19 protein-coding genes are annotated in these 24,043 nt (G+C 56.8%); 12 read left to right on the top strand and 7 right to left on the bottom strand.

The annotated features are described in order from the left end of the window. Positions 1-2,073 (top strand): excinuclease ABC subunit UvrB, encoded by a 2,073-nt coding sequence (gene uvrB / locus ACOH1Z_RS01285; RefSeq protein ID WP_449646694.1) that lies wholly within the window; start codon positions 1-3, stop codon positions 2,071-2,073. A 10-nt stretch (positions 2,074-2,083) separates the two neighbouring features. Here the strand turns inward: uvrB and ACOH1Z_RS01280 are convergent, their stop codons facing one another. Continuing rightward, positions 2,084-3,136 carry a glycosyltransferase gene (locus tag ACOH1Z_RS01280; protein ID WP_449646693.1) on the bottom strand — a complete coding sequence of 351 codons (1,053 nt, stop codon included), beginning with the start codon at positions 3,134-3,136 and terminating at the stop codon, positions 2,084-2,086. Positions 3,137-3,203: 67 nt separating this feature from the next. On the opposite strand from ACOH1Z_RS01280, the gene uvrA reads away from it, so the two are divergent. The 10 genes from uvrA (at position 3,204) to ACOH1Z_RS01230 (ending at position 14,591) form a co-directional block, all read left to right on the top strand. After that, a complete protein-coding gene (uvrA, locus tag ACOH1Z_RS01275; RefSeq protein WP_449646692.1) occupies positions 3,204-6,077 on the top strand; it encodes an excinuclease ABC subunit UvrA in 2,874 nt (957 codons plus the stop codon). 73 nt (positions 6,078-6,150) lie between these two features. After that, positions 6,151-8,118 carry an excinuclease ABC subunit UvrC gene (gene uvrC / locus ACOH1Z_RS01270; RefSeq protein WP_449646691.1) on the top strand — a complete coding sequence of 656 codons (1,968 nt, stop codon included), beginning with the start codon at positions 6,151-6,153 and terminating at the stop codon, positions 8,116-8,118. A gap of 12 nt (positions 8,119-8,130) precedes the next feature. Then, entirely contained in the window at positions 8,131-9,006 is an 876-nt protein-coding gene (gene rapZ / locus ACOH1Z_RS01265; RefSeq protein WP_449646690.1) for an RNase adapter RapZ, read from the top strand. 45 nt (positions 9,007-9,051) lie between these two features. Beyond that, positions 9,052-10,032, top strand: a complete 981-nt coding sequence (gene whiA / locus ACOH1Z_RS01260) for a DNA-binding protein WhiA (RefSeq protein WP_449646689.1) — start codon at positions 9,052-9,054, stop codon at positions 10,030-10,032. Between the two features lie 109 nt (positions 10,033-10,141). After that, positions 10,142-10,768 (top strand): superoxide dismutase, encoded by a 627-nt coding sequence (locus tag ACOH1Z_RS01255; RefSeq protein ID WP_449646688.1) that lies wholly within the window; start codon positions 10,142-10,144, stop codon positions 10,766-10,768. Between the two features lie 109 nt (positions 10,769-10,877). Next, positions 10,878-11,885 (top strand): type I glyceraldehyde-3-phosphate dehydrogenase, encoded by a 1,008-nt coding sequence (gap, locus tag ACOH1Z_RS01250; protein ID WP_449646687.1) that lies wholly within the window; start codon positions 10,878-10,880, stop codon positions 11,883-11,885. Positions 11,886-11,897: 12 nt separating this feature from the next. Further along, positions 11,898-13,115 (top strand): phosphoglycerate kinase, encoded by a 1,218-nt coding sequence (locus tag ACOH1Z_RS01245; RefSeq protein WP_449646686.1) that lies wholly within the window; start codon positions 11,898-11,900, stop codon positions 13,113-13,115. Further along, positions 13,103-13,900, top strand: a complete 798-nt coding sequence (tpiA, locus tag ACOH1Z_RS01240; protein WP_449646685.1) for a triose-phosphate isomerase — start codon at positions 13,103-13,105, stop codon at positions 13,898-13,900. Before ACOH1Z_RS01245 ends, tpiA begins: the two co-directional genes overlap by 13 nt. A 46-nt stretch (positions 13,901-13,946) precedes the next feature. Then, positions 13,947-14,195, top strand: a complete 249-nt coding sequence (secG, locus tag ACOH1Z_RS01235; RefSeq protein WP_010202547.1) for a preprotein translocase subunit SecG — start codon at positions 13,947-13,949, stop codon at positions 14,193-14,195. Positions 14,196-14,228: 33 nt separating this feature from the next. Next, positions 14,229-14,591 carry an RNA polymerase-binding protein RbpA gene (locus ACOH1Z_RS01230; RefSeq protein WP_449646684.1) on the top strand — a complete coding sequence of 121 codons (363 nt, stop codon included), beginning with the start codon at positions 14,229-14,231 and terminating at the stop codon, positions 14,589-14,591. 117 nt (positions 14,592-14,708) lie between these two features. Here ACOH1Z_RS01230 and pgl read toward each other — a convergent pair whose 3' ends face one another. From pgl to tkt, 6 genes are read right to left on the bottom strand one after another with little or no spacing between them, the layout of a single operon-like run. Then, positions 14,709-15,512 carry a 6-phosphogluconolactonase gene (gene pgl, locus ACOH1Z_RS01225; RefSeq protein ID WP_449646683.1) on the bottom strand — a complete coding sequence of 268 codons (804 nt, stop codon included), beginning with the start codon at positions 15,510-15,512 and terminating at the stop codon, positions 14,709-14,711. Continuing rightward, entirely contained in the window at positions 15,512-16,483 is a 972-nt protein-coding gene (locus ACOH1Z_RS01220) for a glucose-6-phosphate dehydrogenase assembly protein OpcA (RefSeq protein ID WP_449646682.1), read from the bottom strand. The genes pgl and ACOH1Z_RS01220 overlap by 1 nt, the downstream gene beginning before the upstream one ends. Further along, positions 16,480-18,021: a glucose-6-phosphate dehydrogenase gene (zwf, locus tag ACOH1Z_RS01215; protein WP_449646681.1), complete on the bottom strand. Its 1,542-nt coding sequence runs from the start codon at positions 18,019-18,021 to the stop codon at positions 16,480-16,482. Before zwf ends, ACOH1Z_RS01220 begins: the two co-directional genes overlap by 4 nt. A 35-nt stretch (positions 18,022-18,056) precedes the next feature. Next, the gene (locus ACOH1Z_RS01210) at positions 18,057-19,655 is read right to left on the bottom strand and encodes a glucose-6-phosphate isomerase (protein WP_449646680.1); all 1,599 of its coding nucleotides are present in this window, start codon (positions 19,653-19,655) and stop codon (positions 18,057-18,059) included. Further along, entirely contained in the window at positions 19,652-20,764 is a 1,113-nt protein-coding gene (tal, locus tag ACOH1Z_RS01205) for a transaldolase (protein WP_449646679.1), read from the bottom strand. Before tal ends, ACOH1Z_RS01210 begins: the two co-directional genes overlap by 4 nt. A gap of 23 nt (positions 20,765-20,787) precedes the next feature. Next, positions 20,788-22,881 (bottom strand): transketolase, encoded by a 2,094-nt coding sequence (gene tkt / locus ACOH1Z_RS01200; protein ID WP_449646678.1) that lies wholly within the window; start codon positions 22,879-22,881, stop codon positions 20,788-20,790. Positions 22,882-23,117: 236 nt separating this feature from the next. On the opposite strand from tkt, the gene ACOH1Z_RS01195 reads away from it, so the two are divergent. Further along, positions 23,118-24,038 carry a heme o synthase gene (locus tag ACOH1Z_RS01195; RefSeq protein WP_449646677.1) on the top strand — a complete coding sequence of 307 codons (921 nt, stop codon included), beginning with the start codon at positions 23,118-23,120 and terminating at the stop codon, positions 24,036-24,038. The last annotated feature ends 5 nt before the right edge of the window (positions 24,039-24,043 follow it).

Below are 24,043 nucleotides of genomic sequence, written 5' to 3'. Positions count from 1 at the left end.
ATGCAACCGACCCGCTCAGTGCGTCCATTTGAGGTGATCAGCGAGTACTCACCGTCTGGCGATCAGCCAGAGGCCATTCGGCAACTCGCGCAGCGGATCAACGCCGGAGAGACTGACGTGGTGTTGCTTGGCGCGACGGGTACCGGAAAGTCGGCAACGACAGCGTGGCTTATCGAGCAGGTTCAGCGTCCGACTCTCATCATGTCGCACAACAAAACACTGGCAGCCCAGCTCGCTAATGAGTTCCGTGACCTGATGCCCAACAATGCTGTCGAGTACTTCGTGTCGTACTACGACTACTACCAGCCTGAGGCCTATATCCCGCAAACGGATACGTTCATCGAGAAAGATTCGTCGATCAATGCCGAGGTCGAACGGCTACGACACTCCACGACAAACTCCTTACTCAGTCGCCGCGACACCGTCGTGGTTTCCACGGTATCAAGCATCTACGGCTTGGGGGCGGCAGAGTCCTACCTCGAGGCAATGATTGCTCTTCAGGTGGGAATGCGTATTGATCGTGAGACGCTCATTCGCAAGTTTGTGAGCATGCAATACCAGCGCAACGACTATGACTTCTCGCGGGGCAACTTTCGCGTTCGTGGCGACACCATCGAGATCATTCCGGTGTATGAAGAGCTGGCGATTCGCGTGGAGATGTTTGGCGACGAGATTGAAGCTCTTTACTCTCTGCACCCGCTGACCGGCGAAATTGTTAAAAAGATGGATGCCGTTTCCGTTTTCCCCGGAACGCACTACGCGGCGAGCCCAGAAACGATTAAGACGGCGATCGTGTCGATTCAAGCGGAGCTCGCCGATCGACTGGCAGTCCTCGAACGCCAAGGCAAGTTGCTCGAGGCACAACGGTTGCGGATGCGCACAACGTATGACATCGAGATGATGGAGCAAATCGGTTTCTGCAACGGCATCGAGAATTACTCCCTGCACATGGACGGACGCCAGCCTGGCGAGCCACCGAGCTGTCTCCTTGATTATTTTCCCGAAGACTTCTTGGTCGTAATTGACGAGTCTCATGTAACGGTGCCCCAAATTGGCGCGATGTATGAGGGCGATGCTTCCCGAAAGCGCACCCTCGTTGAGCACGGATTTCGGTTACCGAGTGCGCTCGACAACCGTCCACTGCGCTGGGAAGAGTTCCTAGAACGCGTTGGTCAAAAGATTTACCTCTCGGCCACCCCCGGAAAGTACGAGCTAGGAATTACCGACTCAATCGTCGAGCAGGTCATCCGACCGACCGGACTGGTTGATCCCCAAATTGTGGTTAAACCATCGAAGGGCCAGATAGACGATCTCCTCGAACAGATCACCACGAGGGTCGAGAAGAATGAGCGGATCTTGGTCACAACGCTGACCAAGAAAATGGCGGAAGAGCTCACAGAGTTCCTGTCAGAGCACGGCGTTCGGGTGCGCTACCTGCACGCTGACGTTGACACCCTTCGTCGCGTCGAATTGCTCACTGAACTGCGGCAGGGGGTCTACGACGTGCTCGTCGGTATCAATCTGCTCAGGGAGGGCCTCGATCTTCCCGAAGTCTCTCTCGTCGCGATTCTCGACGCCGATAAAGAAGGATTCCTTCGTTCATCGACGTCGCTCATCCAGACCATCGGACGAGCAGCACGAAACGTCTCCGGTGAGGTCCACATGTACGCGGATGTCATCACCCGGTCCATGCAGTTCGCCATCGAAGAAACTGATCGTCGTCGCGAAAAACAAGTCGCGTACAACACCGAACACGGCATCGACCCGCAACCGCTTCGCAAGAAGATCGCCGATATCACCGATGCTCTCCTCCGTGAGGGCGCCGACACCGCCGAGCTTCTTTCCACCCGCAATCGTGATGGTAAAAAGCGGGCACCTACACCCAATCTTTCACGTGAGGGAATCGCAGCGAGCGGTGGAAACGACCTTGAGCAGATCATTTCAGAGCTCAATGAACAAATGTTGCAGGCGGCATCCGAATTGAAATTCGAACTTGCTGCGCGATTGCGTGACGAAGTTCAGGATCTCAAGAAAGAACTACGCCAGATGGAACAGGCTGGTCACTTGCGTTAACTTTCATTGCTTAGCCCAGCGATTCGTGAAGGTCAATCATGGCGCGGGCGAGTGGCATCGCATCAAAAGGTAGTGCGGTCTCGCGTGCAGCACGCCTACGCTTCTCCACTGGTTCGGCGCGAAGCACCAGGGTTGCTTGTGCCATGTGCGCAGGATCCGCGGAAGTGCTGAGGCCACCGCCATCTCGAAAATCAATGTGGCCCTGGATGTGCGCGCTCACGATTACCGGGGTGCCAGACGCGAGGGACTCAAGAGTGATCCCATGACCGATGGTGCCGCCAACCGTGACGAACGCGAAGTCTGCGGTGGCAAAGACCTCGGCGCGTTCGGCTAAGGAGAGGTCGTCGGCGCTCAAGAATTGCACTGGCAGCCCAGAGGCGCTCCGCTCGAGTCGATTGCGCAGCGGACCGTCACCCACGACCACTAGATGCGCATCGATCCCCTGGATAGTAATGGCACGGATAGCTTCTATAGCGACTGCTACAGCGCCGCCAGTGGTGAGCGGCGCGGCACACACCACAATCACATCGGCACCGCTCGTGTCGCGGAGAGCAGAGTTGTGGCGCAACGGAGTGAAAATCTCCAGATCCACCCCGGGCTCAACCGTCAAGATTCTACTGGCGTCGAGGTACGCGGAGCGAAGTGTCGTCGACTCGCTGCCACACACAACTCGCTCATAGTTCGTCAGCGCTGCGTCGGTCGACCACTTAGCTTGCACATCGTCGGCGAGAAGTATTGCCGGTACATGGTTGTTTCGCGCCCAGATTCCCAGTTGGCGAAAACTCAGGCGATCGGCAACCTCAAGGCGGTCGGGAACTAGCCGATCAAGCGCACGGCGGATCGCGAGGGGAATCCTCACAAACCCACGGCGCATTGCGGGTCCACGTGCGGGAACCGTGACCACGGTGCCGTACTCGGTCCATTTTACGGACGCGACAATTCCAGGCACAATTACCGAAAATTCGTGACCAGCCGCGCGGTACGCGATTCCGCGTGAACGCACCGCGCTTGAGGGGGAGAGCGCCGGAACTGAATAGAAACTGGCCACGTGCGCGATGTGCATATGTTCATTATCGCCCTCACAAGGCAAACGTTCAGGCAATGTCAGTGGTCTCCGTAGAATAGTAAGAGTGACTACTGCTCCGTTGATCCCCAATTCTCACCTCAGCGTCCGCGGCGCTCGAGTTCACAACCTCAAGAACGTTGACCTCGAAATACCTCGTGATTCGCTCGTGGTTTTCACCGGTCTTTCTGGGTCAGGAAAGTCGAGCCTTGCGTTCGACACGATCTTCGCTGAAGGTCAACGCCGCTATGTAGAATCTCTCTCCGCTTACGCGCGGCAGTTTCTTGGTCAAGTCGACCGACCTGATGTTGACTTCATCGAGGGTCTCAGCCCTGCAGTGTCGATCGATCAGAAGTCGACGAACCGTAATCCGCGGTCCACTGTTGGCACGATCACAGAGATCTACGACTACATGCGGCTCCTCTGGGCGCGCATCGGGGTCCCGCACTGTGCTGTGTGTGGCGAAAAGATCGAACGTCAGTCTGTGCAGCAGATTGCTGATCAGCTCATGAAACTCGAGAGTGGCACTCGCTACCAGGTCGTGAGCCCGGTCGTTAGTCAGAAGAAGGGCGAGTTCGTTGACCTATTCGCCGAATTAACGTCGAGCGGATACTCACGCGCGTTGGTGGATGGCGACGTGATTCAACTGAACGATCCTCCCAAACTCAAAAAGCAGGTTAAACACGACATCTCCGTCGTCGTTGACCGCCTCGTCGCTAACGAAGACATCCTCACTCGCCTCACCGATTCCCTCGAAACGGCACTTCGACTTACCGATGGAACTGTTGCGATCAACTTTGTGGACGAAGAGGGCGATGCTGCATGGCGTTCATTCTCAGAGAAACTCTCCTGCCCCAACAACCACCCCATCCAACTTACTGAGATTGAGCCTCGAACCTTCTCATTCAACGCTCCATTCGGTGCCTGTCCCGAATGTTCCGGGCTGGGTACCCGCATGTCGATCGACGCGGATCTATTAATCGCCGATGATTCAGTAAGCCTGTCAGAGGGCGCAATTCTGCCGTGGACCAACGCAGGAAAGGGCCTCTATAACTATTTCGAGAAGTTGCTCGGCGGCCTAGCCCAAGACCTAGATTTTTCTTTGGACACGCCCTGGGGCGAGCTTCCAGAGGACGTCAAGGATGCGATTCTGACCGGAAATAACTTCAAAGTCTCCGTCAAGTGGAAGAATCGCTACGGCCGAGAAATGAAGTATTCGACCGGGTTCGAGGGAGTTATACCGTACATCGAACGCAAGTATCTCGAGGCAGAAACTGACGTTCAACGGCAACGTCATGCCGCCTACCTGCGCGAAATCCCTTGCCCCGTCTGCCAGGGCAAACGACTCAAACCAGAAGTTCTCGCCGTCACCGTTGCTGATCGCAGCATCTCTGATATTTGCGAATTGAGCCTCAGTGACGCCTACGGTTTCATGAACGGCATCACACTTTCAGAGCGCGATGCTCGTATCGCGGCCCAAGTGTTGCGCGAAATCCGGCTTCGTTTGGAATTTTTGGTCGAGGTCGGATTGAGCTATCTCAACCTCGCCCGCGCAGCCGCGACTTTGAGCGGTGGCGAAGCTCAGCGCATCAGACTTGCAACTCAGATCGGGTCTGGGCTTACTGGTGTGCTTTATGTCCTTGATGAACCCAGCATCGGTCTTCACCAGAGGGACAATCGCCGGTTGATCGAGACCTTGGTGAAGCTCAAGAACCTTGGCAACACCCTCATCGTCGTCGAGCACGACGAAGACACCATTCGCACTGCGGACTGGATTGTCGATATTGGGCCGGGTGCTGGCGAACACGGCGGAGAAGTCGTGCATTCTGGCTCCTATGCTGACCTTCTGAAGAACACGGAATCGATTACCGCAGACTACTTGTCAGGACGAAAGGCGATTGAAACGCCGAAAAAGCGTCGACCAATTGACCGCGACCGGCAAATTACTGTGGAAGGTGCGCGAGCCAACAACCTCCAGAACGTCACCGTGAAGTTTCCCCTCGGCACGTTCACCGCGGTGACCGGAGTGAGTGGTTCAGGAAAATCGAGTCTCGTTAACGACATTTTGTATAGGGTTCTCGCCAACGAACTCAACGGTGCACGTCAGATCCCCGGCAAGCACACGCGGGTCACCGGTCTCGAGAACCTAGACAAGGTTGTCCACGTCGATCAAAATCCCATAGGTCGCACACCCCGGTCAAACCCCGCCACCTATACCGGCGTCTTCGACAAAATTCGCACGCTGTTTTCTGAAACAGGGGATGCAAAAGCACGAGGTTACCTTCCCGGTCGATTTAGCTTCAATGTGAAGGGTGGCCGCTGCGAGAACTGTTCGGGCGACGGAACAATCAAGATCGAGATGAACTTTCTCCCTGATGTCTACGTCGCTTGCGAAGTATGCGGGGGAGCCCGTTACAACCGCGACACACTCGCTGTGAAGTACAAATCCAAGAACATCGCAGAAGTTCTCGACATGCCCATTAGCGAGGCTGCAGAGTTCTTTGAGGCGATCTCTAGCATCCATCGATACCTGAAGACGCTAGAAGAGGTTGGACTCGGCTATGTGCGACTCGGTCAAAGTGCAACCACACTTTCCGGTGGCGAAGCACAACGGGTAAAGCTCGCGACCGAACTACAGAAGCGATCGATGGGGCGCAGCATCTATGTCCTCGATGAGCCGACTACTGGGCTTCACTTCGAGGATGTTCGCAAGTTGCTCTTAGTGCTCAATGGTCTCGTTGATAAGGGAAACACGGTCATCGTGATCGAACACAATCTCGATGTTATTAAATCCGCAGACTGGCTTATCGATCTCGGGCCTGAGGGCGGAGCCGGCGGTGGTCAACTGCTATTCACGGGCACGCCGGAAAAGCTCGCCAAGGTGAAAGATAGCCACACCGGAAAGTTCCTCGACGAGGTGCTCAGCGGCAACCGTGTCTAATCAATCGTCCGGATGTCTAGAGTGAAAACGGCGCACGGAACAAAGATTGCATCTAGCGAGGAAAGGGAACGACATGGCTGAAACAGTCAGTTGGCGCCCTCGCGCGGGTGATATTCCTACTCAGCCGGGCGTCTATCGCTTCATAGACGATCGCAAGAGAGTTTTGTACGTCGGCAAGGCCAAGAACCTCCGTTCGCGGTTGAGCAACTACTTCGCACCGCTATCGTCGCTCCACGAGCGCACTCGCCGTATGGTGCTTTCGGCAACCGACGTCGAGTGGACAATCGTAGGAAACGACTTCGAAGCGCTGCAACTCGAATACACTTGGATTAAGGAATTCGATCCGCCGTTCAATGTTCAGTACAAAGACGACAAGTCGTACCCGTATCTGGCAATCACAATGGGCGACGACGTTCCTCGCGTGCTCGTCACCCGTAACCGAAATCTTCCGAACGCGCGCTATTTCGGACCCTACTCCCGAGCCTGGGCAATTCGCGACACCGTCGACGTTATGCTCAAGGCTTTCCCCATGCGAAGTTGTTCGCAGTCGGTCTACAAGCGTGCGCAACATACAGGTCGCCCCTGTCTGCTGGGAGATATCGGAAAATGTGCAGCGCCGTGCGTAGGGCGAGTTACCCTCGAGGATCACAAGTCGATTGCGCTGGACTTCGCCTCGTTTATGGCGGGCAATGACTCACGGATGCTCAATTCGATCCGGGAACAGATGAATCAGTCAGCAGCCTCGCAAGACTACGAGTCTGCCGCCCGCTATCGGGATCAGATAGGTGCCCTCGAAACGGCACTGGCCAAGAATCAAATCGTGCTCTCCGAAGATGTTGACGCCGACTTCTTTGGAATCGCACATGATGAGCTCGCAGCTGCCGTGCAGCAGTTCATCGTGCGAGGCGGACGTATTCGAGGTGTGCGGGGCTGGGTCGTCGACAAGGAACTTGATGTCGATCTTGGCGGTCTGGTCGAGTCTGTGCTTCAGAATGCGTATGACGACGCGTCACCTCCGCGCGACGTCATAGTGCCGGCATTGCCCGAAGACAGCACGGTGCTAGAAGAGTGGCTAGCTCAGCGGCGTGGAATAGGAGCTCGCGCTCGATTGCGGGTTGCGCAACGCGGTGAGAAAGCTGCACTCGCTCAGACCGTCGAGACAAATGCAAAGAACGCGCTGATGCTCTACAAGTCGAAGCGCAGTGGTGACTTCGTTGCTCGCTCTCAAGCTCTGGCCGACATCCAGGAAGCACTAGGCATGTCTGCGGCTCCACTGCGAATGGAGTGCTTCGACGTCTCGCACCTCTCGGGAACGAACGTTGTGGCATCAATGGTGGTCTTCGAAGACGGATTGCCGAAAAAGCAGCACTATCGGCGCTTCAACATCGCGGAAACGACGGACGACACTGACTCGATCTACCAGGTACTTAAGCGCCGGCTCGCCTATCTAGCGGTCGGAGCTACCGTGCCAGAATCAGGTCAACCAACCCCAGTGAAAGACCTCGCTAAGTCAGAAGAATCGACGGCGCTGGATGAGCAAGACGTCACTGGTGAGCTGTCGAACCTCACCCAGCAGCCCGCGAGCTCCACAAAATTTGCCTATCCGCCACAACTTCTCATTGTTGATGGTGGCCAGCCGCAGGTTTCCGCAGCGAAACGTGCGCTAGAAGAGTCGGGGGTTTCTGGCATTCAACTCGCAGGGATCGCGAAAAGGCTCGAAGAAATTTGGCTTCCGGATTCTGACTTTCCGGTCATCCTGCCGCGTAATAGTGATGCACTCTTTTTGATTCAGCGGCTTCGGGATGAAGCCCATCGTTTTGCTATTACTCATCAACGACAGCGTCGATCGAAAGATGTGTCGTCGGTTCTCGCAACTGTCCCGGGCCTTGGACCAGCGCGGATCAAGACCCTCCTTCAGCATTTTGGATCCGTCGCCAGGCTCAGGGGCGCCTCAGTTGACGAGATCATCGAAGTACCTGGCATTGGCGCGTCGACAGCCGACGCCATCATTCAGAAGCTCGCCCAACCCGACCTCAGGTAGTCTGGCAACACCATGAAACCTGTTACCGAACAGCAAGAGATGCTCATCGTGACCGGGATGTCAGGCGCAGGACGATCGACAGTCGGAAATGCTCTAGAAGATCTTGGCTGGTATGTCGTTGACAACCTGCCGCCCCAAATGTTGCGTCCGCTCGTTGATCTCGCCCACCGGGCGGGAGATTCCCTGCCTCGCGTCGCGGCTGTTGTTGATGTTCGAGGCGGAAAGCTCTTCTCCGACGCTCAAGAGGCCATCCAGTCGCTGCGAGGCTCGACCTCACTGCGGGTGCTGTTTCTCGATGCAGAGGACGCTGCGCTTGTTCGTCGATTTGAACAAGTGCGTCGCCCCCACCCGCTTCAAGAGGAGGGGACTCCGCTGGATGGGATTGCCGCAGAACGTACCCGAATGGCAGAAATTCGTTCCAGCAGCGACATCATCATCGACACTACAGATCTGAACATCCACCAGCTTGCAACAACCATTATCGAGAAGTTCTCTGCGGAGAGCGACGCCGGTTTGCGTATTACTATTGAGAGCTTCGGGTTTAAGTATGGCCTTCCAGCAGACGCCGATATGGTGGCTGACTGCAGGTTCCTGCCTAATCCCTTTTGGGTTCCTGAACTCAAAGCGCTTGACGGACTCGATGATCGAGTGCGCGCGTACGTCGTTGGAGCAACCGGAGCACAAGAGTTTGTTGCAGACTATGCACGAGCACTTGAGCCTGTCTTTGCTGGCTATCAGCGCGAAAACAAACGACACGCAACGATTGCGATCGGCTGCACCGGCGGTAAACACCGGTCGGTTGCAATTGCAGAAGAATTGTCGGCGATTCTGAGCGGCTTGCCCGGAGTTGCCGTAAGCATCAAACATCGGGATCGCGGACGAGAGTAGATTACTCATCCATGAACACCGCCACCGTGAAAGAAAGGCCAGTTAGTGGCATTAACTGCTGAAGTCAAAGACGAACTGGCACGAATTCAGTTGGGCAAGACCACCGAGCGCGCAGCTGAACTCGCGACAATTCTGCGTTTCTCGGGCGGATTGCACCTGATTTCGGGACGCATCGCCGTCGAGTCTGAGCTCGAGACCGAACTTCTCGCGCGTCGCGTGCGACGCGACATCGCAGAGTTGTACGGGGTGCGCTCCGAAGTGTCACGAGTTGCGTCATCTGGCGGACGTCGCTCAAATAATCTTTTGGTGCGAGTTCTCGACGGGGGAGAGACCTTGGCCCGCCAGACGGGGCTGCTGGATGCTCGCCGCCGACCCATTCGTGGGCTCCCGAATCGGGTCACGACAGGAGGTCGCGGCGAACTGGCGGCTGTCTGGCGAGGCGCATTCCTTGCTGCCGGTTCCCTCACCGATCCCGGTCGCTCTGGGGCCCTGGAGGTTACTTGCCCCGGGAATGAAGCGGCTATGGCTCTTGTCGGCGCAGCGGGGCGCCTGCGCGTGGCCGCTAAGGCTCGAGAGGTGCGCGGAGTTCACCGCGTCGTAGTGCGTGATGGTGAGGCGATCAGCGCGATGCTCACGATCATGGGCGCAGAAACTACTGTGGTCAGTTGGAACGAGTTGCGCCAGCGCCGCGAGGTGCGAGCGACTGCAAACCGCCTGGTCAACTTCGACGATGCGAACCTCCGCCGCTCTGCGCAAGCAGCCGTAGCAGCTTGCGCGAGGGTCGAGCGTGCTCTTGAGATTCTCGGTGACGATGTCCCCAAGCATCTCCGTTACGCCGGTGAATTACGGTTAAGTCACCGTGATTCGAGCCTTGACGAGCTGGGACACCATGCCGATCCGCCCATGACCAAGGATGCCGTTGCCGGTCGTATTCGACGGCTGCTCGCAATGGCCGACAAGCGCGCAAGCGATCTCGGAATCGCCGGAACCGAAGCGAACCTGCCCTCCGAGTTGGAGGAAGCTTAGCGTTCGATGCATGCGACACGTGTGTCGTATGGACGTGGTTAGACTGGAACCATCTCGCCTGCTCGTGCTTGCCAGCCGCGCAGGTTTCAAGATTCTAGGAGGACTTCCGATGGCTGAATATACCCTTCCCGAACTTTCATATGACTACTCGGCGCTCGAGCCGAGCATCAGTGCGACGATCATGGAATTGCACCACAGCAAGCACCACCAGGCCTACGTGACTGGCGCAAATGCTGCGATCGCTGGACTTGCTGATGCGCGCGATGTCGGTGACCTCTCGAACGTGAACAAGCTGGAGAAAGACCTCGCGTTCAACCTCGGTGGCCACGTCAACCACTCGATTTTTTGGACCAACATGTCACCAAATGGTGGCGACAAGCCGACCGGCGAGCTTGAGAGCGCAATCGACGACCACTTTGGCTCCTTTGACAAGTTCACCGCGCACTTTACTGCAACCGCCATGGGCGTTCAGGGCTCGGGTTGGGCCGTCCTGGCGTGGGATTCGCTGGGAGAGCGACTCATCATTGTTCAGTTCTTTGACCAGCAAGGCAACTTGCCGGCCGGAATCGTGCCACTTTTGATGCTCGATGTTTGGGAGCACGCGTACTACCTCGACTACAAGAACGTGCGCGCTGACTACGTAAAAGCGTTCTGGAAAATCGTTGATTGGGCTAACGTTCAAGACCGCTTCAGCGCAGCGCGCTCGAAGACAAATGGACTGCTGCTACTCTCGTAGCGGCATCGTGGCCGGGTTTGGCCCCGGCTTTAGCCCTGTCTCCGCTAGATAGCACCACCCCACCACTACAGCACGACGCGTCCTAGACGCCTGATTTTCTGGAGCAACAGTGAGCGTAAAAATCGGTATTAATGGTTTCGGTCGCATTGGTCGCAACTTCTTTCGAGCGGCTTTGGCCAAAGACAGCAACATTGAAATTGTTGCGGTAAATGACCTCACAGATAACAAGACTCTCGCTCATCTGCTCAAGTACGACACAATCACAGGTCGTCTCGATGCAGAAGTAACGTTCGACAACGACCAGATCGTCGTCAATGGAACCGCGATCAAGGTATTCGCTGAGCGTGACCCCGCCAATCTTCCTTGGGGAGAGTTGGGTGTTGACATCGTTATCGAATCAACTGGTCACTTCACCAAGTCAGTTGATGCAGCGAAGCACATTGCTGCGGGTGCGAAGAAGGTCATTGTTTCTGCTCCTGCCTCAGGTGACGACGTAGCGACCGTAGTACTTGGTGTTAACGAGGGTGACTACGACCCCACCGTGCACAACATCATCTCGAACGCATCGTGCACGACAAACTGCCTCGCGCCATTGGCGAAGGTCTTCATGGACAACTTCGGCATCGACACCGGCTTCATGACCACGGTTCACGCGTACACTGCTGACCAGAATCTTCAGGATGGTCCTCACGGCGACTTGCGTCGTGCTCGTGCAGCAGCGCAGAACGTCATCCCGACGTCGACAGGTGCCGCAAAGGCACTCGGTTTGGTTCTTCCTGAGCTCGTGGGCAAGCTTGACGGCTATGCACTTCGCGTTCCTGTTATCACTGGATCGATCACTGACCTCACGATTACGACGTCAGCTGATGTCACGGTTGAGAAGATCAACGCCGCATACAAAGCAGCAGCGGAAGGTCCCCTTAAGGGAATCCTTAAGTACACAGAGGACGAAATCGTCTCGAGCGATATCGTCGGCGATCCGCATTCCTCGATCTTCGACGCCGGCCTCACTAAAGTCATCGGCAACCAAGTCAAGGTCGCATCATGGTACGACAACGAGTGGGGATACTCTAACCGTCTCGTAGATGTTGCAGAGTACGTCGGCGAACGCCTCTAACCCCCGCCGAATATGAGCCTCAGAACTCTTTCAACGTTTTCGGACCTCCGGGGAAAGCGTGTAATCGTCCGTTGCGATCTCAACGTTCCCCTCAAGGACGGTCAGATCACCGACGACGGTCGCATTCGTGCTTCTCTGCCGACGCTCAACGCTCTCATCAACAAGGGTGCACGGGTAGTTATCGTCTCGCACCTTGGTCGCCCTAACGGCGAGCCTGATTCGCAATACAGTCTTGAGCCTGTGGCCCAACGACTTTCGGAACTTCTCGGCAAGGCTGTCGTCTTTGCCAAGGACACCGTGGGTCACGCCGCAGAACAGGCAGTTTCGGAGCTGGGAGAGTGTGGCGTAGCGCTGCTAGAGAATCTGAGATTCAATTCCGGTGAAACCTCAAAGTCAGAGACTGAACGTGGAGAGTTTGCTAGCAAGCTCGCTCGCTTCGGTGACGCGTTCGTCTCTGACGGTTTCGGTGTTGTTCACCGCAAACAAGCGAGTGTTTTCGAGCTTGCACAGATCCTCCCGAGCGCGGCTGGGCTTCTGATCGAAACTGAACTCGATGTGCTCGAACGGTTGACTGTCACCCCTGAGCGGCCCTACACCGTCGTCTTGGGAGGTTCGAAGGTTTCGGACAAGCTCGACGTCATTGGCTCGCTTCTTCCGCGCGTAGATTCACTGCTCGTCGGGGGAGGGATGCTCTTCACTTTCCTTGCCGCCCAAGGGCACAAAGTCGGAGCAAGCTTGCTGGAGGCTGATCAACTTGAGACAGTCAAAAACTATCTCGCCCAAGCTCACGATCTCGGCGTGCAAATTATTTTGCCAACCGATGTTGTCGTCGCGGAATCTTTCGGTCCTGATGCGGCTCATGCGGTAACCGCTGCAGATCAGATCGAGAATACCGACTTCGGCGCGAGCGGGATCGGGCTCGATATTGGACCAGACACTGCCGCACGATTTGCGGACGTCGTCCGCTCGTCTCGGACAGTGTTCTGGAATGGGCCGATGGGCGTATTCGAGTTTCCGGCTTTTGCCGCAGGCACGAAGGCAATCGCTCAGGCACTCACTGAAACCGAGGGTTTTGGAGTCGTCGGTGGCGGCGACTCTGCGGCGGCGGTTCGTGCACTAGGTTTTGACGATGACCAATTTGGTCACATTTCTACGGGTGGTGGAGCGAGCCTTGAGTTCCTCGAAGGTAAACCACTTCCCGGACTGGAGGTACTTGGATGGCAAAGCTAAAGCGTGTCCCGCTTATTGCGGGTAACTGGAAGATGAATCTTGACCATCTTCAATCAATCGCATTTGTGCAAAAACTTGCATGGACGCTGAAAGACGCAAATCACGATTTCGGCGTCGACGGCGCAGAAGTCGCGGTGTTTCCGCCGTTCACTGACCTTCGGTCCGTGCAGACTCTTATCGCAGCAGACAAGCTCGACGTCCGTTTCGGCGGTCAGGACCTTTCCGAGCACGAGTCTGGCGCCTACACGGGTGAGATCTCTGGCGCGTTCCTTTCATCGTTGGATTGCCGCTACGTCTTGGTCGGGCACTCTGAGCGTCGCACTATGCACGGTGAGACTGACGAGCAGCTCTCTCGCAAGGTCGCAGCAGCGCTTAAGCACGGTCTCGTTCCCGTGTTGTGCGTCGGTGAGACCGCCGACGATCTTGAGGAACACGGCCCAAGCGCCGTCCCGGTCTCGCAGCTTAAGGCTGGACTTGCGGGAATCTCGGGCTCACCTGAAATCGTTGTCGCTTACGAGCCCGTGTGGGCCATCGGATCCGGTAAGGCTGCGACTCCGGAGCAGGCAGAGCAAGTTGCCGCTCGGCTTCGTGAGACGCTCGCAGAAGTCCTGGGCGAAGACGTAGCCGCAGCGACTCGAATTCTTTACGGCGGTTCGGTGAAGTCTGCCAACATTGCTAGTTTGATGCGGGAGCCCAATATCGATGGTGCTCTTGTTGGCGGCGCGAGCCTCGATGTCGCCGAATTTGCGAGCATTTCGCGCTTCTCCAAGCACGTCGGCACCTAGCCGTTATACTGTTCGAGGCCTGAACGGCCTGTTCGAAAGGTTCTTTGTGGAAATTCTTCAAGTTGTGTTGCAGGTCCTGCTCGGTATTACGAGCTTGCTGCTCACGCTTCTTATCCTGCTTCACCGTGGTCGCGGTGGAGGCCTCTCCGATATGTTCGGTGGGGGAGTAACATCCAACCTCGGCGCATCGGGTGTTGCCGAGCGCAACTTGAACAGAATCACGGTGATCCTCGGAGTCGTGTGGATCAGCTGCATCGTTGTTCTTGGACTCATTACCAAGTTTGACGGCGCGTAAAGAACCTCCAGCCTCTCGAGACAAGGAAACACAGTGGCATCAGGCGGTAGTGCAATTCGCGGATCGCGCGTTGGCGCAGGTCCCATGGGTGAACAAGATCGTGGTTTTCACGCTGAGCGCGTCCACGTTTCATACTGGGATGCCCTGGGCAACGAGACTGTACGGTCTTTTGCGGCCACTGTTCCCGACGAGGACATCCCGGAGACAATAGATTGCCCGTCTTCTGGCCTCCCTGCGGGCCGTGACAAAGAGAATCCTCCATCGGTAGCAAAGCTTGAGCCATATAAGACTCACCTTGCCTACGTAAAGGAGCGCCGTAGCGACGACGAAGCCGCCGAGTTGCTAGAGGAAGCGCTACTACAATTACGCACGCGACGAGGAACTGTAAGTTCCTAGAACGGCCCGTGCGGGCTGCAATATCTAAAAGTAAGGGTCCAACCGTGTATCGGTTGGACCCCTACTTAGTTTGCGCTGAACCGTCAGTTAGCGCAGAGCTCTTGGCAGTCGCGGATTCTAGTGTTCGTCGGTCGCGTCCGCGCTAGTCCAGAACTCTCCTGGATCGATAAGGGAATCGGGAACCTGCGCTGCAGCATCCGAGTCGACAAAGAAGAGTGTCTTGCGGCGTCCCTCTAGGCCTGCTGCAGGGACCTCGTTGTAGCTAGCGCCGGCGAGCGTCAGTCCGAGTGCAGACGCCTTGTCGCTTCCTGCAACCACAGCCCAGATCCGCACAGACGAATTGAGCACTGGAAGAGTCAGACTGAGCCGTTCATCAGGTGGCTTAGGCGAATTGCGGACCGCGATAACAGTGCGCTCCGTCTCGCGGATGCCTTCACGTTCCGGAAACAGCGATGCGATGTGGCCGTCGGGGCCAACCCCCAGAAAAACGACATCGAAATTGGGGTACTTGCCAGACCGCGCTGCGTGACTTGCTAGTTCAGTCGAATAGGCTTCAGCGGCTTCGTCCAAGCTCAGCCCAGCGTCGGAGGCGGCGAATGGATGAACTCGCGCTTGGTCGACAGGAATGTGGTCCAGTAGTGCCGCTCGAGCTTGCACGTCATTGCGTTCGGAATCTCCTGCAGGCAACCAACGTTCATCGCCCCACCAGAAGTTGACGCGTGACCAGTCAACCGCACGGCGTTTCGCCGATCTATTGATGGCTTCAAGTACCGCTTGTCCCATAGTTCCGCCGGTGAGTACGACAGTCGCTTCATCAAACTCAGCAATGATATGAGGGACTTTCGTGAGAAAGCGATCAGCTACGGCTTCGGCGAGTTCTGGTTTCGTCGCATGGACAATTGCACGCCGTTCGTTGCTCACTAGTTACTCGCCTTCATAGAGTTGTTGACCTGCACGCTCGTAATTTCGCTCACTCCGCGACGAACCACTTCGCCGAAAAGGCTGTCGGGGTCGAGACGGCGTAGCTCCTCAGCCAGGCAGTCACGGAGGCTGCGACGCGGGAGAGAAATGTCGTGAACCGGTTGATCTGGCTGAGTCAATGTAGCGATGCTCGCAACATTGCGTTCAAGCGAAATCGTGCCCGATTTGCGTTCCATGATCACAGCGTGAATGCCGGTGGGCACGGGGGAGCCATCCGCCACCTCAAGAGAGACTTCCACTTTGAGTTGCATTTGAAGCCAGGCCGCGAGGAGCATCGTCGAGGGTGAATCAGCGGCGCCGCTTACGGTAACCGCAGTGATGGCCTCAAAGGGCGGCTGGTCGAGCACGGCCGCAAGCTGCGCACGCCACAGGGTGAGCCGCGTCCACGCAAAATCGGTGTCACCGGGAACGTAGGTCTTGCACATGCGGTGCATTGCATCGAGGGGGTTCTCGTTTGCAGCGGCATCCGTAATCCTGCGCTGCGCTATGCGACCCAGTGGGGACTCTGATGCGCTCTCTGGGGCCTCTCCCGGCCACCAAGCCACAACAGGCGCGTCAGGGAGCAAGAGGCCTGTGACGAGGCTCTCCTGGTCGATAGCGGCGTCACCGTAGGCCGTAACGACAATAACTTCGCTCGCGCCTGCGTCGCCACCAACGCGAATTTGAGCGTCTACTCGCGGCTCTTGCTCGCGGTCGGATGCCGCGCTGCTCGTCGACACAACAAGAACGCGCATAGGGTGCTCTCGAGATGCATCATTAGCGGCCGCAATAGCTTCTTCTTCGTTACCAAGTTCTGTAGCGATAATCAGCGTCAAGACTCGACCGAGAGCCACGGCTCCGCCGTCCTCACGAATTCTCACAAGTGCTTTTGAGATCTTTGCCGTCGTGGTGTTTGGCAGATCAACGATCATGGTCTTCTCCAAACTCGTCCATCGCGCGCCATGAGGTCGTCAGCAGATTGTGGTCCCCAGGTGCCTGGGCGGTACTGCTCGGGGGCTCCCTGCGTTTCCCAGAATTCTTCAATTGGGTCGAGGATCTTCCAACTCAGTTCGACTTCTTCATGGCGGGGGAACAGGGGAGGATCTCCGAGCAATACATCCAAAATGAGACGCTCATAGGCTTCGGGGCTTGCCTCAGTGAACGCATGGCCGTATCCGAAGTCCATCGTGACATCCCGGACATGCATTTCTGCGCCGGGCACCTTCGATCCGAACCGGATTGTGACACCTTCATCCGGCTGAACTCGAATCACGAGTGCGTTCTGTCCAAGAGCGGAGGTGCGGCTTTCTTCAAACAAGTATTGCGGAGCGCGCTTGAACACAACGGCGATCTCAGTAACGCGGCGTCCAAGTCGTTTTCCCGCACGGAGATAGAACGGAACGCCAGCCCACCGTCGAGTTCCGATGTCCAGACGGATGGCTGCGTAGGTTTCCGTCGTCGACTCCGGATTCATTCCCTCTTCGTCGAGGAATCCAGCGACCTTCTCGCCACCCTGCCAGCCGCCTGCGTATTGCCCGCGAGCGGTGTGCTCACCGAGATTAGCGGGAAGGCGAACTGCGGAAAGCACCTTCTCCTTTTCTGCCCGCAAGTCTGCAGCATCAAACGAAACCGGTTCCTCCATAGCCGTCAGTGCCAGCAATTGAAGTAGGTGATTTTGGATAACATCACGGGCAGCACCGATGCCGTCGTAGTAGCCGGCTCGGCCGCCTACCCCGATGTCTTCAGCCATGGTGATCTGAACATGATCGACGTGATTGGAATTCCACAGGGGCTCATACAGCTGATTGGCAAAACGCAGCGCCAAGATATTTTGGACTGTTTCCTTGCCGAGGTAGTGGTCGATCCGAAATACGCTGTCTGGAGGGAAGACTGATTCCACGACATCGTTGAGCTCGCGAGCAGTCTTGAGATCGCTACCAAATGGTTTCTCGATAACCACCCGACTCCACTGGCCATCGCGCTGTTCGGCGAGGCCAGAATTACGGAGCTGTTCAGTGACCTGCGGGAAAGACTTCGGAGGGATCGACAAGTAAAACGCGTGGTTCCCCATCGTTCCGCGTTCGCGATCGAGCTCGCCTAGCGTCGTCTTGAGGCGCTCAAATGCTGCAGCGTCATCGAATTCGCCCTGCACAAAACGGATTCCCTGTGCAAGTTGCTTCCACACATCTTCGTCAAAGGGAGTTCGCGCGTATTGCTTGACGGCGTCGTGAACGACTTTTTCGAAGTCCTGGTCTTCCCACTCACGCCGAGCAAAGCCGACGAGAGCGAAACCTGGGGGAAGCAGCCCCCGATTCGCGAGGTCATAGACCGCAGGCATGAGCTTTTTGCGCGACAGGTCGCCGGTGACGCCGAATATAACTAAGGCGCTAGGTCCTGCAATGCGATTAAGCCTGCGGTCAGAACTCAACCGCAATGGGTTAAATTCGGCGCTGATGTCAACGGGGGACATGCTTCTCCTCTGTGTGCTGCGCAAGGATGCGGCAGCTATCCGATCGCGTCGAGAACGAGCGGCAACGAAACCTTCGGCTTCGAAACCGTGAGGCTCAATACGGGACGACCGTGATCGGCTAGCACGCTAGCATCGCCCGCCGCCTGTGCACGGATGAGCTGTCCGAAAGTAAACGGACGGTCCGGGATTTGAAGGTCAATATCTTCAACCACGATGATCTGCAAAAATACTCCGACAGCGGGCCCACCCTTGTGGAACTGTCCAGTCGAGTGCAAAAAGCGAGGTCCCCAGCCAAATGTGACAGGCCGTTTGGCGCGGGCTGCGGCGCGTTCCCGGATACGAGCGAGCTCTGGATAAGCAGTGCGGTCGGCGTAGGCCTGAATCGCAACGTAACCGTCGTCATCCAAATAGGAGAGCAGCGAAGAAACAACTCCGGAAAGATCGCTGCTGTCAGCAATGACACCGTCGGTTCCACGAATCTCTATATCCCCGACAGTAAACGCCGGTGCTACCGGTGGCGTGGGATTGTCAATCAGTTCGCGCGCGGCATTCTTCGCGGCCTCGACATCGGGCTGGTCAAACGGGTTGATCCCGAGCAATCGCCCGGCAACTACTGTCGCGTACTCCCAGAGCAGTAATTGACCGCCGAGTGAGCCCGCAATCTCTATTTCCCCATCGATGACCTCTTTGGTGTCGTCCCATTCGCCAACGAGCCGAACGATCTGAAGATCATCAAGAGCTTCAGTGATTTCGGGGGAGTCAGTGCTGAGGACAACGGGAAGAAGACCCTTGCCGAGCTTTCCCGTAGATTCTGCGATGAGCTGTTCAGCCCAGTCGCCAAATCCGAGGATGTGCGTGCCGTCAGGAACGATGCCCAGCTTGTCCTTGAGCGGGTCTGCACCAGCAATCGCAGCACCAAGAATGAGGCCAGGGTTGCTCTCGTTGTCTACGGCGAGTTCAACCATGACGGCTTCTGCTTCATCGAGAAGTTCCACCAAATCAACACCCGCTAGGCCCGAGGGGACGAGACCGAAGGCGGTAAGCGCTGAGTATCGGCCACCAACGTTGGGGTCGGCATTGAATACGCGGTATCCCGCCGTACGAGCGGCAGCATCCATCGGAGAACCAGGATCAGTCACAATCACGATTCGTTCACGGGGGTCGATTCCGGCGTCAGTAAAGGACTTCTCGTAGATGCGCTTTTGAGAATCAGTTTCGAGGGTCGAACCTGACTTCGACGAAATGATGACCGCTGTTGAGTCCAGTCGGTCCGCTAGCGCCGCTGAAACCTGAGCAGGGTCAGTCGAATCGAGAACAGTGAGTTCAACGCCATAGGTACGCGTAATCACCTCGGGGGCGAGGGAGGAGCCACCCATACCGCCGAGGACAAAGTGGTTGACGCCCTCAGCCCGCAGTTTGTCGCGAAGCGCATAGATGTCCTCAACCATCGGACGTCCGACCGAGACTGCCTCAACCCATCCGAGTCTTTTAGCTGATTCTTCTTCCGCCTCAGGACCCCAGAGAGTGGAGTCTCCTCCGGTGATACGGCTCGCGACTAGATCGTTGACGAGCTGAGGAACAATACGGTCGACGGCTTCTGCTGCCGCTCCCGATACAGCAATTTTCACACTCATTTTGCGGCCTCGAGCGCAGCAGAAACGGTGTCGAGCAGCTCATTCCACGAGACAATGAACTTTTCAACACCCTCTTTTTCGAGAAGGGCAGTTACTTCGTCGTACGAGATACCGAGTGCGGTTAGCGCGTCCAGAGTTATATTGGCCGCCGCGTAATTTGCGGTTACCTGTTCGCCTTCGATAACTCCATGGTCGAACGTAGCCTCGAGAGTCTTTTCCGGCATGGTGTTTACTGTTTCGCCTACAGCAAGCTCTGTGACGTACAGGGTGTCGGGGAGACTGGGGTCTTTCACACCAGTGGATGCCCAGAGAGGGCGCTGCTTATTCGCGCCGGCGGAGAGCAATGCCTCAGCACGCTCAGTCGAGAAGGCTGCCTCATAGAGTTCGTAAGCGAGACGAGCGTTTGCTACGCCAGCCTTGCTCTTGAGTGCCTTGGCCTCATCGGTACCGATTGCGTCCAGTCGCTTGTCAATCTCTGTGTCGACCCGCGAAACGAAGAATGATGCGACCGAATGGATCTTGGAAAGGTCATGGCCAGCGGCCTGTGCCTTCTCAAGTCCGGTCAAGTAGGCCTCAATGACGTCGCGGTGGCGAGCCAGGCTGAAGATGAGCGTGACATTGACGCTAATTCCGGCGGCAATGGTCTCGGTGATCGCTTCAAGTCCCTCAACGGTTGCGGGAATCTTGATCATCGCATTTTCGCGGGCTACTTTCGCCCACAACTGCTGCGCCTGCGCGATAGTACCTGCGGCATCGTGAGCAAGCCCAGGCTCTACCTCTATCGACACCCGGCCGTCGCGGCCACCAGTTGCATCGTAGACGGGACGGAAGATGTCGCTAGCTGCAGCGACGTCGTCCGTAGTGATCTCGAATACAGCTTCCGTAACGGTCTTGCCCTTGGCGGCAAGCGCAGCGACCTGCTCGTCGTATGCTTCGCCCTTAGCCAAGGCCGTTGCGAAGATCGTCGGGTTGGTCGTCACACCAACAACGTTGCGCGACTCAATGAGCGACTCGAGGCCGCCTGAATTGATTCGTTCACGTGAGAGGTCATCGAGCCAAATGCTCACTCCGAGGTTGGACAGTGCGGTGGTGGGGGTTTCGTTAGTCATTCTTGTCTCCTTTATCGGAATGCCTAGACGGCATCCAAAGAATCGCGTGCTGCGGCCACAACGGCCTCGGTGGTGATGCCAAACTCACGGAAGAGAGTCTTGTAGTCAGCCGATGCACCGAAGTGATCAATGGAGATGCTTCGGCCGGCGTCGCCGACGTACTCGCGCCATCCAGTGGCGACTCCTGCTTCGACCGATACGCGTGCACGCACAGTTGAAGGCAAAACGGACTCGCGGTATTCGGCTGACTGCTCAGAGAACCACTCAAGGCTCGGGGCAGAAATCACACGGGCGTTGATTCCGTCAGCCTTGAGTGCCTCGCGCGCCTCAACGGCAAGCTGAACCTCAGACCCGGTAGCGATCAGGATGACGTCAGGCGTTCCGTTTGGAGCCTCTGCGAGCACATACGCACCGCGCGCGACGTTGGAGGCGGAAGCGAACGTCTCGCCGCTTGCATCGCCTTCTCCGCGGGCAAACGTCGGAACGTTTTGACGGGTGAGTGCGATTCCGGCTGGGCCGTTGCGACGCTCTAGAATCGTCTTCCAGGCCCACGCAGTTTCGTTAGCATCAGCGGGACGAACGACATCGAGGCCCGGGATCATGCGCAGGCTTGCAAGCTGTTCGATGGGCTGGTGCGTCGGACCATCTTCGCCGAGAGCGATCGAGTCGTGAGTCCACACGAAGATCGACGGGACGGCCATAAGGGCAGCCAATCGCACTGCGGGGCGCATGTAGTCGCTGAAGATGAGGAACGTGCCGCCGAACACACGGGTGTTTCCGTGCAGGACGATTCCGTTGATGATCGCGCCCATTGCGTGCTCGCGAATACCGAAGTGAAGCACCCGCCCGTATTCGTTTCCGCTCCACTCTCCTGTGGAGTGTTCGCTCGGGATGAACGACTGTCCGCCGGCGATGGTAGTTAGGTTCGATTCTGCAAGGTCGGATGAGCCGCCCCACAACTCGGGCATTACCGCTCCGAGTGCTCCAAGTACCTTGCCGCTGGCGGCGCGTGTTGAGACATCCTTCCCAGCTTCGAACTGGGGGAGTGCTTCACTGAATCCCTCGGGAAGTTCGCCAGCCTGAATACGGTCAAGTAATTGCTTGCGCTCGGGGTTGGCGGCAGCCCATTTGTCAAAGGTCTCGGTCCACGAAGCTCGAGCGTGCTTGCCACGCTCAACTGCGAGACGTGTGTGCGCAATCACATCGTCGTCGACGACAAAACTTTGTTCTGGGTCGAAACCGAGCGCCTTTTTTGTGCCTGCCAGTTCTTCTGCACCGAGGGCAGATCCGTGGATCTTCCCGGTGTTCTGCTTGCTCGGTGCTGGCCAACCAATAATGGTGCGCAGGATGATCAACGACGGCTGATCTGTGACGGCCTTAGCTGCCTCAATCGCGTCATTGAGAGCTTCGACGTCTTCGACGTACTCGCCGGTCTTCTTCCAATCAACTACCTGAACATGCCAGTTGTACGCCTCGTAGCGCATGTGAACGTCTTCGGTGAAGGCGATGTTGGTGTCGTCTTCAATGGAAATCTGATTGCTGTCGTAGATAGCAATCAGGTTGCCAAGCTTTTGGTGGCCGGCAAGAGAGGAAGCCTCTGACGATACGCCTTCTTGAAGATCTCCATCGCCGGCAATGACGTAGACGAAGTGATCGAACGGGCTCTCACCTGCTGCTGCTTCTGGGTCAAATAGACCGCGCTCGAAACGCGAAGCATAGGCAAAACCGACGGACGAGGCGATGCCTTGACCTAGGGGCCCCGTAGTGATTTCGACACCCTTGGTGTGGCCGTACTCGGGGTGACCAGGTGTGAGCGAACCCCAGGTGCGAAGTGCCTTGAGGTCGTCGAGTTCGAGGCCGTAGCCGCCGAGGTACAGCTGGACATACTGGGTTAGTGAACTGTGGCCCACTGAAAGGATGAAACGGTCGCGCCCCAGCCATTGATCGTCGCTTGGATCGCGACGCATCACTTTCTGAAATAGCAGATACGCTGCAGGCGCCAAACTCATCGCGGTACCGGGATGCCCGTTACCTACCTTCTCAACAGCATCAGCCGCCAGAATTCGAGCAGTATCTACTGCTTTGTTGTCGATGTGATCCCATTGAAAAGCTGCCATGAGAATAATGACCCTTCTGCAAGCGAAGTGCCTGACCGTGAACGATCAGGGCACGTGAACGGCCCGCCACGCGACATCTTTGGCTCGCTCAGTGGGTTGTCGCAACTACGCGAACGCAGAACACGGACCTCGTCACCGAGAGGCGGGCATCCCAAGTATAGGGAACAGAGCAGGTGAACGGCGCCTTGCTACGGTGACGGTCAGCGCAATCGCTTCAGCGGTTTAGAATCGTGGGTATGGATGTCACTTTAGAAGCCCGTACGCAGCACGAACGCATCGGCATCCTCCGTAAGACACGCGCGTATGTCGCACTAACAAAACCGCGAGTTATCGAACTCCTGCTTGTAACGACGGTTCCAGTGATGGTGCTTGCTGCTAACGGCATTCCCAACCTGTGGCTCGTGTTGGCGACGCTGGTTGGCGGAATTCTCAGTGCGTCATCAGCAAACGCCTTCAACTGTTACATCGATCGCGATATCGACCGTGTCATGGCTCGTACGAAGAACCGTCCGTTGGTTACCGGCGAGTTAAGCGACCGCGAGGCTCTTGTGTTTGCGTGGGTAACGGGAGCTGGGTCGGTTCTCTGGCTTGGCGTCTTGACTAACTGGCTTGCGGCGGGACTGTCGCTCTTTGCCATTCTCTTCTACGTCTTCGTGTATACCCTGCTGCTGAAGCGTCGCACCCCTCAGAATATTATTTGGGGCGGAATTGCAGGGTGCATGCCCGTGCTCATCGGATGGGCAGCAGTCACCGGTGATCTCTCGTGGGCGTCGATTGTGCTTTTCGCCGTTGTATTTCTCTGGACACCTCCGCACTACTGGCCGCTGTCGATGAAATACCGGGCAGAGTACCAATCTGTCGGCGTACCAATGCTCGCGGTAGTTCGTGGCCGCGCAGCAGTCGGGCTCCAAGTCATCTTGTACGCCTGGGCAACCGTCGTTTGTTCGCTACTGCTGGTACCCGTCGCTGACATGGGGATTGTCTACACCGTGGTTGCCGCAGGCAGCGGCGCGTGGTTCATCATCGAGTCTCACCGTTTGTATTCAACGGCAATCCGCCACGGCGAAGTTAAAGCGATGCGGGTCTTCCATAGCTCAATCAGCTACCTGACGCTGGTGTTCCTCGCGGTCGGTATCGACCCACTTCTTCCGTTCTAAGAGCG

The organism is Rhodoglobus sp. (genome assembly GCF_053580035.1).
The sequence above is the reverse complement of the archived record's forward strand: the minus strand, read 5'-3'. Positions and strand labels throughout refer to the sequence as shown.